Annotated in this window: 19 protein-coding genes; 9 read left to right on the top strand and 10 right to left on the bottom strand. The window is 33.6% G+C overall.

What is annotated here, in order from left to right:
- Positions 1-101: 101 nt before the first annotated feature.
- Positions 102-1,004 (top strand): UDP-N-acetylmuramate dehydrogenase, encoded by a 903-nt coding sequence (gene murB / locus SYN6308_RS18890; RefSeq protein WP_017296020.1) that lies wholly within the window; start codon positions 102-104, stop codon positions 1,002-1,004.
- Between the two features lie 191 nt (positions 1,005-1,195).
- Here the strand turns inward: murB and SYN6308_RS18895 are convergent, their stop codons facing one another.
- From SYN6308_RS18895 to purS, 3 genes are all read right to left on the bottom strand, one after another.
- Positions 1,196-1,498 (bottom strand): KGK domain-containing protein, encoded by a 303-nt coding sequence (locus tag SYN6308_RS18895; protein WP_017296021.1) that lies wholly within the window; start codon positions 1,496-1,498, stop codon positions 1,196-1,198.
- Positions 1,499-1,607: 109 nt separating this feature from the next.
- Positions 1,608-2,285 (bottom strand): phosphoribosylformylglycinamidine synthase subunit PurQ, encoded by a 678-nt coding sequence (gene purQ, locus SYN6308_RS18900; RefSeq protein WP_017296022.1) that lies wholly within the window; start codon positions 2,283-2,285, stop codon positions 1,608-1,610.
- 39 nt (positions 2,286-2,324) lie between these two features.
- Positions 2,325-2,591, bottom strand: coding sequence for a phosphoribosylformylglycinamidine synthase subunit PurS (purS, locus tag SYN6308_RS18905; protein WP_026102167.1), 267 nt, complete (start codon positions 2,589-2,591; stop codon positions 2,325-2,327).
- Between the two features lie 115 nt (positions 2,592-2,706).
- Between purS and SYN6308_RS18910 the strand changes: the two genes are divergently transcribed.
- Positions 2,707-3,525 carry a hypothetical protein gene (locus tag SYN6308_RS18910; protein WP_017296024.1) on the top strand — a complete coding sequence of 273 codons (819 nt, stop codon included), beginning with the start codon at positions 2,707-2,709 and terminating at the stop codon, positions 3,523-3,525.
- A gap of 167 nt (positions 3,526-3,692) precedes the next feature.
- Here the strand turns inward: SYN6308_RS18910 and SYN6308_RS18915 are convergent, their stop codons facing one another.
- The gene (locus SYN6308_RS18915; protein ID WP_017296025.1) at positions 3,693-3,941 is read right to left on the bottom strand and encodes a DUF7219 family protein; all 249 of its coding nucleotides are present in this window, start codon (positions 3,939-3,941) and stop codon (positions 3,693-3,695) included.
- Positions 3,942-4,370: 429 nt separating this feature from the next.
- On the opposite strand from SYN6308_RS18915, the gene SYN6308_RS18920 reads away from it, so the two are divergent.
- From SYN6308_RS18920 to SYN6308_RS18950, 6 genes are all read left to right on the top strand, one after another.
- Entirely contained in the window at positions 4,371-5,555 is a 1,185-nt protein-coding gene (locus SYN6308_RS18920; protein WP_017296026.1) for a TRC40/GET3/ArsA family transport-energizing ATPase, read from the top strand.
- Between the two features lie 71 nt (positions 5,556-5,626).
- Positions 5,627-6,199 carry a hypothetical protein gene (locus tag SYN6308_RS18925; RefSeq protein ID WP_017296027.1) on the top strand — a complete coding sequence of 191 codons (573 nt, stop codon included), beginning with the start codon at positions 5,627-5,629 and terminating at the stop codon, positions 6,197-6,199.
- Positions 6,200-6,337: 138 nt separating this feature from the next.
- A complete protein-coding gene (locus SYN6308_RS18930) occupies positions 6,338-7,498 on the top strand; it encodes a tetratricopeptide repeat protein (protein WP_083879544.1) in 1,161 nt (386 codons plus the stop codon).
- Positions 7,499-7,794: 296 nt separating this feature from the next.
- A complete protein-coding gene (locus SYN6308_RS23005; protein ID WP_017296030.1) occupies positions 7,795-8,043 on the top strand; it encodes a DUF2283 domain-containing protein in 249 nt (82 codons plus the stop codon).
- 101 nt (positions 8,044-8,144) lie between these two features.
- The gene (locus SYN6308_RS25200; RefSeq protein ID WP_017296031.1) at positions 8,145-8,285 is read left to right on the top strand and encodes a hypothetical protein; all 141 of its coding nucleotides are present in this window, start codon (positions 8,145-8,147) and stop codon (positions 8,283-8,285) included.
- 105 nt (positions 8,286-8,390) lie between these two features.
- The gene (locus tag SYN6308_RS18950; protein ID WP_017296032.1) at positions 8,391-8,648 is read left to right on the top strand and encodes a DUF2281 domain-containing protein; all 258 of its coding nucleotides are present in this window, start codon (positions 8,391-8,393) and stop codon (positions 8,646-8,648) included.
- Between the two features lie 59 nt (positions 8,649-8,707).
- Here SYN6308_RS18950 and SYN6308_RS18955 read toward each other — a convergent pair whose 3' ends face one another.
- The 4 genes from SYN6308_RS18955 to SYN6308_RS18975 form a co-directional block, all read right to left on the bottom strand.
- Complete coding sequence (locus tag SYN6308_RS18955; RefSeq protein ID WP_017296033.1) at positions 8,708-9,130, bottom strand: hypothetical protein; 423 nt, start codon at positions 9,128-9,130, stop codon at positions 8,708-8,710.
- On the bottom strand, positions 9,123-9,341 hold the full coding sequence (locus SYN6308_RS18960) for a hypothetical protein (protein ID WP_017296034.1): 219 nt from the start codon (positions 9,339-9,341) through the stop codon (positions 9,123-9,125). Before SYN6308_RS18960 ends, SYN6308_RS18955 begins: the two co-directional genes overlap by 8 nt.
- Before the next feature lie 77 nt (positions 9,342-9,418).
- Entirely contained in the window at positions 9,419-11,212 is a 1,794-nt protein-coding gene (locus SYN6308_RS18965; protein WP_017296035.1) for an ABC transporter ATP-binding protein, read from the bottom strand.
- A 226-nt stretch (positions 11,213-11,438) separates the two neighbouring features.
- Positions 11,439-11,621 (bottom strand): hypothetical protein, encoded by a 183-nt coding sequence (locus SYN6308_RS18975; RefSeq protein WP_017296037.1) that lies wholly within the window; start codon positions 11,619-11,621, stop codon positions 11,439-11,441.
- Between the two features lie 234 nt (positions 11,622-11,855).
- Here SYN6308_RS18975 and ilvB point away from each other — a divergent pair, with 234 nt between their 5' ends.
- The gene (gene ilvB / locus SYN6308_RS18980; RefSeq protein ID WP_017296038.1) at positions 11,856-13,718 is read left to right on the top strand and encodes a biosynthetic-type acetolactate synthase large subunit; all 1,863 of its coding nucleotides are present in this window, start codon (positions 11,856-11,858) and stop codon (positions 13,716-13,718) included.
- A gap of 263 nt (positions 13,719-13,981) precedes the next feature.
- Here ilvB and SYN6308_RS25670 read toward each other — a convergent pair whose 3' ends face one another.
- Both SYN6308_RS25670 and SYN6308_RS25205 read right to left on the bottom strand, forming a co-directional pair.
- Complete coding sequence (locus tag SYN6308_RS25670; RefSeq protein WP_017296039.1) at positions 13,982-14,389, bottom strand: helix-turn-helix domain-containing protein; 408 nt, start codon at positions 14,387-14,389, stop codon at positions 13,982-13,984.
- Positions 14,377-14,526, bottom strand: coding sequence for a hypothetical protein (locus SYN6308_RS25205; protein WP_017296040.1), 150 nt, complete (start codon positions 14,524-14,526; stop codon positions 14,377-14,379). Before SYN6308_RS25205 ends, SYN6308_RS25670 begins: the two co-directional genes overlap by 13 nt.
- Positions 14,527-14,765 lie beyond the last annotated feature (239 nt).

Raw genomic sequence — 14,765 nt, forward strand, 5'->3', positions numbered from 1 at the left:
ACTTCTGATGGGCAAAACGAGGGCTGAAGCCCTTACTACAAAACAAATTATTGAATTTTTATTTTCCTTTCTTAACTTTCATCATTAACAAATTATCAACTATGAAAACTATTTCTTTACCCGGCACAGAGTGTTTAATACATCAATCCGTTGCTTTATCCAACTATACTTCCTATCGAGTGGGGGGAAATGCTCAATGGTATGTTGAGCCGAAATCATGGGATGATATTCAAGCGGTGTTTGAATGGATACAAAAACAACAAATTCCTTTTATTTGTATGGGAGGTGGTTCAAATTTACTGGTTAGCGATCGAGGTGTGGAAGGGTTAGTATTAAATACCCGTCACCTCAAAGAATGTGCCATTGACGAAGAAAATAACACCGTGACAGTGGGTGCAGGATACCCCCTGCCGAAATTAGCATGGAAAACGGCGAAACGAGGTTGGCAAGGTTTAGATTGGGCTGTAGGTATTCCGGGTACAATTGGCGGTGCAGTGGTGATGAATGCTGGAGCTCATGAAGGCTCAATGTCTGATATTTTAATTAATGCGGTGGTAGCTTATGGAGATGGTTCGATCGAAATTTTGTCCAAAGAAGACTTACAATATAACTATCGATCGTCACGACTACAAAAAGAACAAGCCTTAGTGTTAAAAGCCACCCTAGCGTTAACATCTGGCATGACAAGAGAGAAAATGTTAGAAGTTACCACCAATAACTTTAGAAAGAGAAAAAGTACTCAACCTTACGACAAACCCAGTTGCGGTAGTGTCTTTCGCAACCCTCAACCGAAAGCCGCAGGTTGGCTAATTGAAAATATCGGCTTGAAAGGTTATCAAATTGGGGGCGCGCAAGTAGCGCATCGTCATGCTAACTTCATCATCAACTCAGGAAATGCTACCGCTAGGGACATTTTTACCTTAATTAACCATGTACAAGAACAAGTACAAGAAAAATGGTCAATTTTGTTACATCCTGAAGTTAAACTACTTGGACAATTCTAGGTAGGGGCGTAAAATTCGAGAATCAATGACAAAAAAAATCAAATATCTTCCTTACAACTACCTACTGATAATTATAGAAGTCACGAAATAAAGAAGAGTTGAACAGTGTTCAACCTTTACAATATATAAAGCGTAGGGGCTGAATATCATTCAGCCCACCCTCATCAAAAAACTTTTTAAGCAACCCCTAATTAAGATTCATCAGGAGAAAATTCAACGGTAACTTTTAGTTTTAACTTGCCTTTTTGCCAACCTAAAGCCCCTACTTTTAAAACTTCCACTTCAACCCCATCATTAATCCATTTTTTACGACTCAAATTCATATTTTCTTTAGATAAATCACTCCGAGAAGTATCAATTAATTTGCATTTTATCCCCTCGATTAAATGCCCTAATTTAAACATAGATTGTTCAACATAAAATCTATGAACATCACTATCAATAATATTAATAGCGTGGGCTTCATTTTCTAATGGTTGATAATTTTCATTCATTATTTATTTTGTATAACTATACTCAAAAAAAATGTCTTTAATATGATAAATCGATCGAACTAGGGAAAATTGAGAGTATAATTTCCCCTATTAAAATACCCTATTTTTATTAAACTAAATTAGCAAATAAGGCTTTTCCGTCCGTAAATCCTAAAGCATTATCACTCGCTCTTTCTGGATGGGGCATCATCCCTAAAACATTACCTTGTTTGTTGGTAATTCCAGCGATATTTTGACACGAACCATTAGGATTATATTCTGAATTTATGTGTCCTTCGGGGCTAGAATAACGAAATAAGATTTGTTCATTATCTTCTAATTCCTTGAGGGTATCTTCATCAGCATAATAATTGCCTTCCCCGTGCGCAATGGGAAAACAAACTACTTCTTTTGATTCATAGCCTTTTGTCCAAAGGGAGTTATTATGTTCTACTCTCACGGGAATTTGATCACAGATAAAGTGTAAATCTCGATTACGAGTTAATGCACCGGGTAACAAGCCAACTTCCGTCAAAACCTGAAAACCGTTACAAATTCCTAGGACTAATTTCCCTTTCTGGGCGTGTTCGACTATACTTTTCATTACTGGCGAAAACCTTGCGATCGCACCGCAACGAAGATAATCACCATAACTGAAGCCACCGGGTATAACAACGGTATCAATATCATCAATATCTGTTTCTTGATGCCATATCATACGGGTTGGTTGATTTAAGATTCCTTGCGTTACCATTGCTATATCTCGATCGCAATTTGAACCGGGAAACACTACGACACCAAATTTCATTCTAAACCTCTATATAATTAATTAAATAATGATCACAATTTAGTCTTGGGGAAAAGGTACTAAATCAAAAGTATAATTTTCAATAACAGGATTCGCTAAAAGTTGATCACACATTGCATGGATTTGTTTATCGGCGGATTCTTCGCTGTCAGCAGAGATAGTCAATTCAATATATTTGCCAATTCTGATGTTTTCTACTCCTTCATAGCCTAATTGATGTAATCCTGATTCTACCGCTGTACCTGCTGGGTCTAAAACTGAAGGTCTCAAAGTTACATATACTTTCGAGTTAAATTTCTTAGTCATAAATACTTCCGATAAAAGTTCAATATAGTTCGATCGAGTTCGATCTAACATCTAACATTTTATCTATAAATGAGAATAAATCTTTACAATACCATCTGTGAACTATAAAATTTCCATGAATGATCTTTTAAAATTTCCTCTAAATCCTGCAATATCTCATTTTATTAAACAAGAAATATCTAGTATTTATGATTTATTAGGGCTTAATTTTTCTGTAGAATTAAGTAAAAATAAAGAGCAATTTATTTATAAAAGTTCGATCGCTTTACAGTTAGCTAAAATTCAACAAAAATCTCCCTTATTAATAGCTGAAAATCTTGTTAATAATTTAGATCGATCACGAAGTCGCTCTGCTCGATCGAACTTAAAAGAATATTTTTTGATCAGAATATCTGACAACGGTTGGCTAGAATTTGTCATACTCGATCTCTTCCTAAACCACTGGTTAAATCAATTTTATCCTTTAAAACTTAGTCTAAATACTAACATAAAAATAGACAAAACACAAGTAACTTTTACAAATATTTATATCCATACTAGATGTTGTTCTCTCTTAAAATCAGCCCAGAGAGATAATATCATAACCCTTGATAAATTAGATCTAAAAATTAATCAATGGAAAATAAAAATACCAAACATAATTAATTATAAACCTTTATTAAAATCAGGCAATAATGAACAAAAATTAATCAGAGAATTAATAATTATTAGCGAAAAAATAAATAATCAAAAACTCAACTATAACAATGCTTTAAATAATCTCAGTCAAAAAATATTAGAATTTGAATCATCTAGTCGTATTTGGGGGGAAACTCTACAACAAAATATTAGTTTATCTCAAGCCAGATTAGGATTAATCGCCCTAAGTTTGCACTACTATCAAAATATTTTTCAAGCAGAATTTAATCAAGAATTACCCCAAGAAATACTTTAAATATTATTCTTATTAGGACTTATATTAAGTTTAGATAATCATTTATTAAAGAATTTTATAGTGATGATTTTAGCCATTTATTAATAAGCCTTAAAAGGCTTACTACGAACTTATATAACAGAAATATATAGGTTGAGAAAATCTCATTATGAGTCCGTAATTTCTAATTATTTTTCATTAAGCCCCAAATTTTTAATACTTTGTTTTATATCTTGCCATAACTCTTTAATTTGTTTATAAGCTACTTGAGGCGGAATTTTTCCATTAGTTTCTAAATTACAAATATAACTTACTTTTTGAGCAAATTCCTGTAAATTAGCATTAAACATCAAATTTTCTGGGGTAAACTCTCCTCGATAAGAAGTATGAGGAAACATAAAATTTTCTTTATCCCGTTTATCTTTATCATCGATCATAATAACTATTTAACACTCTTTAAAAAAATCACGATACCCTACTATAACAAATAGTTTGAAGAATCAACAATTTACTTATTTAAAAATTAGAGTCATAAAAAATACAAAAGTAAAAAATAATTATAATTGATACTTTTTTTGGTTTAACTTATTAATATGGATTTTATTATAAATTTAATGACAACTTAATAAATAGATATTATTAAAAAAGTTTTTTGATGAAAGTAACAAGTAATGGATAATCAAGAGTGCATCATTTTAATCATTGAATTCTCTTTGCGTCTTTGCGTCTTTGCGTGAAAAAAAGTCAAATTTTTGAATAAGAACGATCGAAATGATTGGACAATGTTATCGATCGAGCTTCCCCAAATATTGTAACAAAACGTTATATTCTAAGAAGAAAGAGCAATTATCATCATAACTAAAGCAATGCGTGTAATTTTAATGACAGGAAAAGGAGGCGTAGGAAAAACATCCGTTGCCGCCGCTACAGGACTTAAATGTGCTGAATTAGGCTACAGAACTCTTGTACTAAGTACAGACCCAGCCCATTCTCTAGCCGACAGTTTCGATATGGAATTAGGACATGAACCTCAACCTGTCGTTAATAACCTTTGGGGTGCAGAATTAGACGCACTTATGGAGTTAGAAGGTAACTGGGGAGCAGTCAAGCGTTATATAACAGAAGTCTTACAAGCTAGAGGACTAGACGGAGTACAGGCGGAAGAATTAGCTATTTTGCCGGGTATGGATGAAATTTTTGGTTTAGTCCGCATGAAAAGACATTATGACGAGGGAGATTTTGATGTCTTAATTATCGACTCTGCACCAACGGGAACAGCATTAAGGTTATTAAGCCTCCCTGAAGTCAGTGGATGGTATATGAGAAGATTTTATAAACCTTTTCAAACCATGTCCGCCGCTTTACGTCCTTTATTTGAACCTATTTTCAAACCGATCGCTGGATTTTCTCTCCCTACCAATGAAGTCATGGACGCACCCTATGAGTTTTATCAACAGATAGAAGCCTTAGAGAAAGTATTAACTGATAATGTGCAAACTTCTGTAAGATTGGTAACAAATCCTGAAAAAATGGTAATCAAGGAGTCCTTACGCGCCCATGCTTATCTAAGTTTATATAATGTTTCAACGGACTTAATCATCGCTAACCGTATCATTCCTGAAGAAGTGGAAGACCCTTTTTTCAAAAAATGGAAAGAAAATCAAGCAGTTTATAAACAAGAAATCTATGATAATTTTCACCCTTTACCAGTGAAAGAAGTGCCTTTATTTTCTGAGGAAATGTGTGGATTAAAAGCCTTAGAAAGATTAAAAGATACTCTATATCAAGGTGATGAAGATCCCAGTAAAGTTTATTATGCAGAAAATACTATTAGAGTTGTTCAAGAACAGAATAATTATAGTCTCGAACTCTATTTACCCGGTATTCCCAAAGAACAAATTAAACTGAATAAAACAGGGGATGAATTAAACGTAAGAATTGGCAATCATCGCCGAAATTTAGTACTTCCTCAAGCCTTAGCGGCGTTAAGTCCTTCTGGTGCAAAAATGGAGGACGATTATCTTAAAATTAAGTTTGCTAATGTACGTTAAAAATTAGGAATTAAGAATTAGGAATTAATAAAATTTAGGTGTTAATATAATTTTTATGGCAGAAAATAATTATGGCAACTACAGCAGATGATGTTTGGCGTTTACTAGCAGAATTGATTGAATCACAAAAAGAAACCGATCGACGCTTACAAGAAACAGAGCGGTTACTAAAAGAACAAAGTAAAAAAACTGATCGACAAATTCAACAAGTTAACGAACAAATAGGGAAATTAGGGAATCGTTTAGGGGAGTTTGTCGAGTGGCAAATACGCCCCGCCTGTGTAAGATTATTTAAAGAAAGAGGTATTGCTGTTAGAGAATTTCATGCTGAAATGTCATCCCAAAGAGGAGAAGAAGGTATCGAAATTGATCTATTAGTAGTAGATACCACAGAAGCCATCGCCATTGAAGTTAAAAGTAAACTGACTCAACCCGATGTGGATGAACATTTAGAAAGATTAGCAAAATTTAAACACTTTTTTCCCCGTTATCAAGATGTAAACTTATTAGGTGCAGTAGCCGGGATGGTTGTGCCTTCGGATTCCGCTCGTTATGCTTATCGTAAAGGGTTATTTGTTATAGCACCATCAGGAGATGATGTAGTTATTCTTAATGATAGTAAGTTTAAACCAAAAGTTTGGTAGGTTAGGTTATGAATAAACGATTATTGAGGGTGAAACTTTTGTTAATAATATGATCGATCGTTTTGTAAATTGATTCACTTATGTACATTCAAAGTATAATCTTTAGTACATCGTAATTTGTGGAAATAAATTGAAATAATGCAACGGAAATTTTTTAAGATCATACTTTCTTGTGCTATTCTTCTGAGTCTTATATTTAATCTGTTTCCTGCCAAAGTGTATGCACATAGTATAAATAATGAACAAGCAATTACAGACTTTTTAACAGCAATTGAAATTAATGATAACTATTATGACCTAGACTATTCTCATATTTATGCTGAAAAAGGATATAAAAAAGGTATTCAACAAGATTATAAAGGTGCAATAATATATTCAACTAAGGCAATAGAAATTAATCCACAAGAATATTTTGCCTATAATAATAGAGGTTTATCACATTTCTATCTTCAAGAATATAAAGATGCCCTAAATGACTTCAATAAATGTATTGAAATTCAACCAAGTTTTAGTCAATGTTACTATAATAGAGCATTGTTGTATAGTAAAACTGGAAAGTACCAACAAGCTGTTGAAGATAGTAAAACTGTTTTAAAATATAACCCTAATGATTATGTTTCATGGGAAAATTTAGGAACTGATTTATCTTATATCAATAAACTAGATGAGGCTATTTATGCCTATGAAAAAGCCATTCAAATTAACCCTGATTATTTTGTTGTTTACCGTAATCTGGGTGTTACTTATGACCAATTAAATCAGTATGAAAAAGCAATTGAGAACTATAATAAATTCTTAACCTATGAACCTAATCATCCCGAAATATGGGAAAAGACAGGTAATGCTTTTATGGAATTAAATGAATACAAAAAAGCGATCGAATCTTATAAAAAAGTGTTATCTTATGAGCCTAATAATTCTATTGCATGGTTAAACAAAGGTGTCGCGCTATACTTCCTAAAAAAATATAATCAAGCTATAACTTCTTTCAAAAATGCTTTTTACAATGATCCTACTAATTATAAGGCTTTAATTTTTCAGGGTAATATTTACTATGATACGAAAAAATATTATAAAGCGATCGAACTTTATAACCAAGCTCTTGTGTATCAAAAAGACAATTCAGATATTATTTATACTATAGCTAGTTGTTATGCACTATTGGGTAATTCTAGTGATGCGTTGGGAAGTTTAAAACAAGCGATTAAATTGGACAAAAAATATAGAGAAAAGATTAAAACTGATTCAGATTTTGATTTAGTAAGAAATGAACCTGAATTTCAAAGTTTAATTAATTAATCACCTCCAAAGATTAAATATTTAGGAAGTGAAACTAAATGAGATTAATGACATAAACAAAAATTTTTTTTGGACATTGCACACATTGGAAAATCTACAGAAAAGGATAGAAATTAAACCGTTGTGGATTTTCCTAACTCTTAATTATCCTGACGATAGTGAAGTGATTGAAGACAAAGTTTACTACTATAAAAGGATAGAAGATTTTGATAATAGGGTATTAAAGGTTGTGGTGTCTGATTCTACCCCACCTAGAATTATTACAGTTCACTTTCACAGAGGTTTAAAAAGAAAATATGAAAGTTAGATATGACGATGATATAGACGCTATTTATTTTGATTTAGTGGATATTCCTTCTTATGACTCCGATGAAATAAAAGACGGTATTATCATTGATTATGATAAAGAAGATAATATCGTAGGGATTGAAATTTTAGATTTTCAGTCGAAGTTAAAACAAGGATTAACAATTACTGATTTACCTTTTCCTGATTCTGACAAAGCAACAGCTTCTCAATATTTCAATATTCCTATTGCTGTTTAACTTCGATTAATTCCCCGTGTTTGAGGACAAGAATTCGATCGACATTACTCTAAAAACCATGAGCTATAATATTTAGGGAGTATGAAAATTAGGATTATTTTATGAATATTCGTTTAACAGAATGGAATCAAGAGGCAAAAGCCAAAATCGAAGAAGCGATCGCCATTTCTGAACAGACTCCTCCCATTGATGGTGAAACTTTTGTGAATAACATTATCGATCGTTTTGTTAAATCACGTTAAAAATTATCTAATCAATACTCTTGCGAGTAAAGATATAAATAAGATTATCGCTATGTTAGAATTGACGGCAATACTTTAAATTTTTACTATTAATTATTTATCTCAATGAGTACGATCGATTTAGTTACGGAAAAAATGCAATATTTACCCCCAGAAAAACAAGCAGAAATTTTAGATTTTGTTGAATTTTTAACGGTTAAATATCAAGGAAAAAATAAGAAAAAATCAGCCGAAGAAAGAGCAATAGAGCGTTTAGCTGATGTCGATGATCAAGATAATCCTGAAAAATGGCACACAGTGGTGGAAATTGATCAAGAAATTGATGTAGAATCTAGTTTGGAGAACTTAAGAAAAAGTGGCTAAAAAATCCAAATACCAAGTAAAAATTAATCAATTTGTTCACGAAAAGATTTACCAGATGTCTATTCAGATTTTAAAGCAATATCAAAAGCTAATTTTGAGCCATAAAAACACACATCAAATTCCCTAAAAAAATTCATTTGCCCTAAAAGTAGAGGTATATCATTAGATTTAGCCCAAGCAAATACTAAGCGCCGAGGAGGAAAATTAGCAATAATTCCTGATATAACTAAGCCTTTAGCTTCCACTGAGTTTAAATTACCCCCCAGAGAAATAGATAAATTTTGTTCTTCCCAAATAACACCTAATTCTAAACCTATTTGATAAGGTAAAACATTTACACTTGCTCCTGTGTCTAACAATCCTAATACCTCAATATTTTCCTTGCTTTGATATTGTAATTGCAATGGTAACATGGGAACATAATCGGCAACTCCAAAGCGATCGATTTTTTCCTGATAAGAAAATCTTTGATAATTAGGCATTTTCTGAACTTTGTTCCTCTTGTAATAAACTAGCTAACTGATGAGAAGCACTATGAGAATCAAAAGGCGACCAAATTGGATAAGTAGTGTTAGGTTTTAATTCGCTTATTTGTTCATCTTCAGCCAAAGAGGATGCTAAAAATTCGATAATTTTCAGCTTTTCCATCCGAGATAATCTATTTAATTGAGGTAAAAATTCACTGACTTTCATATACATTTAGTTTTTCAAAATAGTATATATTTTATCATTATTCCTAACTCCTTATTCCCAATCCTCTAATCTCGTGATCATACAGTAGCTAACATTTGCAGTTTATAAAGACTGGCATAAAGTCCATTTTCTGTTAATAATTGATCATGATTACCAGACTCAATTAACTCCCCGTGTTTTAAGACAAAAATTCGATCGACATTACGAATAGTCGAGAGACGATGGGCAATAATAATCGCAGTTTTGTTGACTAATAATTTATCTAAGGCTTGTTGAGTATCCGCTTCTGTCGCCACATCTAAACTGGAGGTTGCCTCGTCTAAAACCAAGATGTTTGGGTTACGAATGGCAACTCTGGCAAAGGCTAATAGTTGTTTTTGCCCCCCCGAAAGATTCGCTCCTCTCTCCCTTAATTGGGTGTCATATCCTTCGGGAAGCCCTTGAATAAATTTGTCTATATTGGTGATTTCGGCGGCTTTTTTGATTTCCTCAAAAGGATATTCTTCCCCTAAAGTGATATTGCGTTTGACATCCCCGACAAAGATAAAACTTTCTTGTAAAATTACCCCGATATGGCTTCTTAATTCGGCTTGAGTGATGTCTCTAATGTCGATACCGTCCACTAAAATCCGTCCGTGGGTGGGTTCGTATAAACGGCATAATAACCTAATTATAGAGCTTTTTCCAGCCCCTGTGGGTCCGACTAGGGCGATTTTTTCTCCAGATTTAATAGTGAAATTGAGGTTTTTTAAGACATATTCATCGGGTTTATAGCCAAAAGAAACGTTTTCAAATCTGATTTCTCCTATTTTCTCGTCTTCTTTGTTACTATCGAAGCTAATGTTATCAACTCTGTCTTTTATCTCTAAGGGAATACTCATTAATTCGGTGATACGCTCGATCGCAGTAAAACCCGATTGAAACATAGTGAATTTATCAGCAAATTGACGTAAAGGATCAAATAATCGTTGAGAATATAAGATAAAAGCGGATAATATACCAAAACTGATGTTATTTCCTAAAACTAATAACCCTCCTAACCATAACACCCCGGCAATGGCAACCAAGGAAATCCATTCGAGGGTAGCGGATACCGCCGAATCATGGAAAATGGTTTTATCAATGGCTACTCGGTATCGATCGTTCGTAACCCTAAAAATTTCACTGTTGTATTTTTCTCTACCAAATAATTGCACAACATTGATACCTACCACATTTTCCTGTAGCATGGAGTTGAGAACTGATAATTCTTCCCTAGCCACATAATTAGCTTTACGGTATTGTTTTTGAAAATAAATAATTAAGGCAGTGACAGGAATCAGCATCAACACCAACATTAAAGCCAACTGCCACTGTAAAGAAAACATCGTCAAAATAATGACTAAAATTGCCACTAAATCACTCAAAATTCCGATCGCACCTGTAGCAAACACATCTCCCAAGGCTTCCACATCATTAGTAATGCGAGTAACTAATTTACCTACAGGAGTTTTATGGAAAAAACTAGAAGATAAAGAAGTCACATGATTAAATAAATCTTCTCGAATAAAAGCCGTAATTTCCTGCCCAACTTTTTGCACTAAAAAACCTTGTACCGCTTGAAAAGCAGTTCTAATAATAATAGAAATTAAGAGAATAAAACTAAGTAATTTTAAAGCATTAGATACAGAATAAGAGCTTAAAAATGACCATGTAGGCTCATTTCTTAGTAAAGAAATAGCTTGACCTACAAGCAGAGGTTGCACAGCACCTGCTAAAGATAAAGGAATTAAAAGAACTAAAGATATTAATAAAATAGATGAATTTCGTTTAGCATAAGGGGCAATTTTTAAGAGTAGTCCCCAATCATTTTCTTTTTTGTTAATCTGCATTTAATGATATTAATTATAATAATACAATAAGTACTAAATAAAAAATTAAGCCTTATTTTTTGGAATAATAATTAATTATAAGCTAGTTTGCATTTAAGTAGAATGATGATGTCAGGGTTGAACATTGTTCAACCCCTACGAAAAAAGAGAAAAGCAGATTTGGCAACAGATAAAAAACAGAAGCAAATTTTTTACATCGGATATGATATTAATGATGTTTCCTTGCTTAAAACTTAGTTGAGGAAGTTAATTTGATTAGGGGTTTAGTAATAATTTTTCTATTTTTAGCTACTTGTTTTTTTCTTAAATCTTTACAAATTTCATGTAAATCATAATTAAAAGATTTAGCGTGTTCTTCTCGAATTTTATGGATTTCTTCTAATACTGGTATCAATATATAAAGTTTCAAGTATTATTAAATAACTCTAAAATAATTTATTTTTATAATATATCGTACTCAGGAATAAGCGATAGCGAAACTAAATTCTCAATTCTCAATTCTCAATTCTGATTGTTAATTCTTCGTGGTTAAATTAAAATTAAGAAAGATATGTAACAAATAAACAAAAATTCATTCCACAATCTGTGACGGAATCTACAATGAAGATATAGGAATCGTTACGGAGTAATAAAATTAAAATATATGGTAGCTTCTAATATCCCCTCTTTCAAACTAACCACTGATGTCATTCCCATGCAGTGTTCTGGTGCTTATGCCTTGATTGATAGCCTTTGTCGTCACGGAGTTAAGCATATTTTTGGTTATCCCGGCGGTGCTATTTTACCCATCTATGATGAGGTTTATCGAGCTGAAGCTAGAGGAGACATTCAACATATTCTCGTCAGACATGAACAAGGTGCAGCCCATGCGGCCGATGGTTATGCTCGTGCTACTGGAAAAGTGGGTGTATGTTTCGGTACTTCGGGACCGGGTGCGACTAACTTGGTAACAGGTATTGCTACAGCCCACATGGATTCCATCCCTATGGTAATTATTACAGGGCAAGTGCCACGAAATGCGATCGGTTCTGATGCTTTTCAGGAAACAGACATTTTCGGCATCACTTTACCTATTGTTAAGCATTCCTATGTGGCTCGTACCGCCCAAGATATTCCTCGTATTATCGCTGAGGCTTTCCATTTGGCTAGTACAGGAAGACCAGGTCCTGTTTTGGTGGATATTCCCAAGGATGTGGGCTTAGAAGAATGTGAGTATGTGCCTGTATATCCGGGAGAAGTCAAGTTATCGGGTTATCGCCCTACGGTGAAAGGTAATCCCCGTCAAATCAATGCGGCGGTAGAATTGATTGCGGAAGCTAGACAACCTTTACTATATGTTGGCGGTGGTGCAATTTTATCGAAAGCTCATGCTCAAATTCAAGAGTTAGCAGAGCGTTTTCAGTTACCTGTTACCACTACTTTAATGGGTTTAGGGGCTTTTGACGAACATCATCCCCTTTCTGTGAGTATGTTGGGAATGCACGGCACTGCTTATGCGAATTTTGCTGTCAGTGAGTGTGATTTATTGATTGCGGTGGGAGCAAGATTTGACGATCGAGTTACAGGAAAATTAGATGAATTTGCTTCCCGTGCAAAAGTAATTCATATTGATATTGATCCTGCGGAAGTAGGTAAAAATCGCCGTCCTGAAGTGCCAATTGTTGGAGATGTACGTCAAGTATTAGAACAAATTTTACAACGTGCCAGAGAGTTAGATTTACCTGTCCATGATACTTTAACAAAAGATTGGTTAGCAAGGATCGATCGATGGAAACAAGACTATCCTTTAATTGTACCCCATCCCGAAGATGCTCTTTCTCCTCAAGAAGTGATTGTGGAAGTAGGGCGACAAGCTCCCAATGCTTATTACACTACTGACGTAGGGCAACATCAAATGTGGGCGGCACAATTCCTCAAAACAGGTCCTAATCGTTGGATTTCTAGCGCAGGACTTGGTACTATGGGCTTTGGTTTACCTGCGGCTATGGGAGCAAAAGTTGCGGTAGGAGATGAAGAAGTTATCTGTATTAGTGGTGATGCTAGTTTTCAGATGAACTTACAGGAATTAGCGACTTTGGCACAATACAACATTAAAGCTAAAACCGTGATCATTAACAACCGTTGGCAGGGCATGGTGCGTCAATGGCAGGAAACCTTCTATGGTGAGCGTTATTCCGCCTCTAATATGGAAGCGGGAATGCCTAACTTTGAGATGTTGGCTGAGGCTTTCGGTGTTAAAGGTATGACGGTTAGCAGTCGTGATGAATTATCAGATTCGATCGCTGAAATGTTAGCTCATGATGGTCCTGTGCTATTAAATGTTTACGTTACACGAGACGAAAATTGTTATCCTATGATTGCACCGGGTAAAAATAACGCTCAAATGTTAGGTTTGCCCAAAAAAGCCGAAGACGGCTTAACTAAAGAAATGGTTATTTGTACTAATTGCGGTACAAGAAACCACGCTGATAATAGTTTCTGTCCTGAATGCGGTACAAAACTGTAGATAGTGAATAGTTGATAGTGAATAATGAATAGTAATAAATACAAAAATCATCAAAATAGCTCCTATTTTTCTCTCTATAGATAGAGTTTAAATACTATTTCTTGATGAGACAGGGAAAAATGTAGGGGCAGAAAATTTTTCTGCCCACCCCCACCAAAAAATGATGAAAAATTTGAGGAAAATCGATCGAGTTTAATTAGGTTCGATCGAGCTATGCTACTTTGTGATGGAATTTACAAAAAATTATATATTTTCTTAAAAAATTATAAAAAAACTGTGGGAGAAACATTGAATCTTTTTGCTAACAATTTTACTTGTTCAATACTTAAAGATTGATAATTATTTAAAATTGCTTCTATCATTTCTGGCGTTCCAATTTCAGGCAAATCTGAATAATTTAAAGCGTTTTCTTCCATAAAATAAGCTAAAATTTCACTACTATCACAATTAGGAATTGGATAATTTTCTTGCTCATAAACTTCAATTAATATACCTAAAGTATCAAGTAGATTATAAAGAGGATGATTTTCATTTGTGCCTATCTCGTCAATTAAAATATTCATTTGTTCGATCGCTCGATCGTAGTCTTGTTCATTACGAATTGTCAAGATGGGGGAGATAATCTTCCAAGAAGTCTTGATATTGGGGGATAGTGTTGCTAATTTTTCCATGTTTGTTTATTGTAACCCAAATGTTTTAAAATGTATTGAGATTTTTCTACTATTTTAAACCAACGAGTTAATGACTTTTCACTATCGGGATATTTGTGGGCAAATTGACGTAATATTTTACGGGAAATAACGTGCATTATATATCAATAATCTGAGGATATAGTAATATTATATCTGTATAATATCAACTTGATTAATAACTTGTGTGCTAATAAATTTATAAGCGAGTTTTACATTAGCTTTCGATAGTTTATTTAAGGATTGATGAACGAATGATTTTAAATTTTGCAGTTTTGACATAGAACAAAAAATCCTAAATTTACCGATATATTTTAGTCTAATTATTCGTAATGATACTATATTTTAAGCTCGATCG

Origin of the sequence: Geminocystis herdmanii PCC 6308 (genome assembly GCF_000332235.1) — a bacterium.
GTDB lineage: Bacteria > Cyanobacteriota > Cyanobacteriia > Cyanobacteriales > Cyanobacteriaceae > Geminocystis > Geminocystis herdmanii.

Coding starts and splice junctions, on each gene's coding strand:
- ilvB (WP_017296038.1), top strand. CDS start 11,856: ATGGTAGCTTCTAATATCCCCTCTTTCAAACTAACCACTGATGTCATT.
- SYN6308_RS18915 (WP_017296025.1), bottom strand. CDS start 3,941: ATGATCGATGATAAAGATAAACGGGATAAAGAAAATTTTATGTTTCCT.
- SYN6308_RS18965 (WP_017296035.1), bottom strand. CDS start 11,212: ATGCAGATTAACAAAAAAGAAAATGATTGGGGACTACTCTTAAAAATT.
- SYN6308_RS18895 (WP_017296021.1), bottom strand. CDS start 1,498: ATGAATGAAAATTATCAACCATTAGAAAATGAAGCCCACGCTATTAAT.
- SYN6308_RS18930 (WP_083879544.1), top strand. CDS start 6,338: ATGCAACGGAAATTTTTTAAGATCATACTTTCTTGTGCTATTCTTCTG.
- SYN6308_RS18955 (WP_017296033.1), bottom strand. CDS start 9,130: ATGCCTAATTATCAAAGATTTTCTTATCAGGAAAAAATCGATCGCTTT.
- SYN6308_RS18960 (WP_017296034.1), bottom strand. CDS start 9,341: ATGAAAGTCAGTGAATTTTTACCTCAATTAAATAGATTATCTCGGATG.
- SYN6308_RS18925 (WP_017296027.1), top strand. CDS start 5,627: ATGGCAACTACAGCAGATGATGTTTGGCGTTTACTAGCAGAATTGATT.
- murB (WP_017296020.1), top strand. CDS start 102: ATGAAAACTATTTCTTTACCCGGCACAGAGTGTTTAATACATCAATCC.
- SYN6308_RS18910 (WP_017296024.1), top strand. CDS start 2,707: ATGAATGATCTTTTAAAATTTCCTCTAAATCCTGCAATATCTCATTTT.
- SYN6308_RS18920 (WP_017296026.1), top strand. CDS start 4,371: ATGCGTGTAATTTTAATGACAGGAAAAGGAGGCGTAGGAAAAACATCC.
- purS (WP_026102167.1), bottom strand. CDS start 2,591: ATGACTAAGAAATTTAACTCGAAAGTATATGTAACTTTGAGACCTTCA.
- SYN6308_RS23005 (WP_017296030.1), top strand. CDS start 7,795: ATGAAAGTTAGATATGACGATGATATAGACGCTATTTATTTTGATTTA.
- SYN6308_RS25200 (WP_017296031.1), top strand. CDS start 8,145: ATGAATATTCGTTTAACAGAATGGAATCAAGAGGCAAAAGCCAAAATC.
- SYN6308_RS18950 (WP_017296032.1), top strand. CDS start 8,391: ATGAGTACGATCGATTTAGTTACGGAAAAAATGCAATATTTACCCCCA.
- SYN6308_RS25670 (WP_017296039.1), bottom strand. CDS start 14,389: ATGGAAAAATTAGCAACACTATCCCCCAATATCAAGACTTCTTGGAAG.
- SYN6308_RS25205 (WP_017296040.1), bottom strand. CDS start 14,526: ATGCACGTTATTTCCCGTAAAATATTACGTCAATTTGCCCACAAATAT.
- purQ (WP_017296022.1), bottom strand. CDS start 2,285: ATGAAATTTGGTGTCGTAGTGTTTCCCGGTTCAAATTGCGATCGAGAT.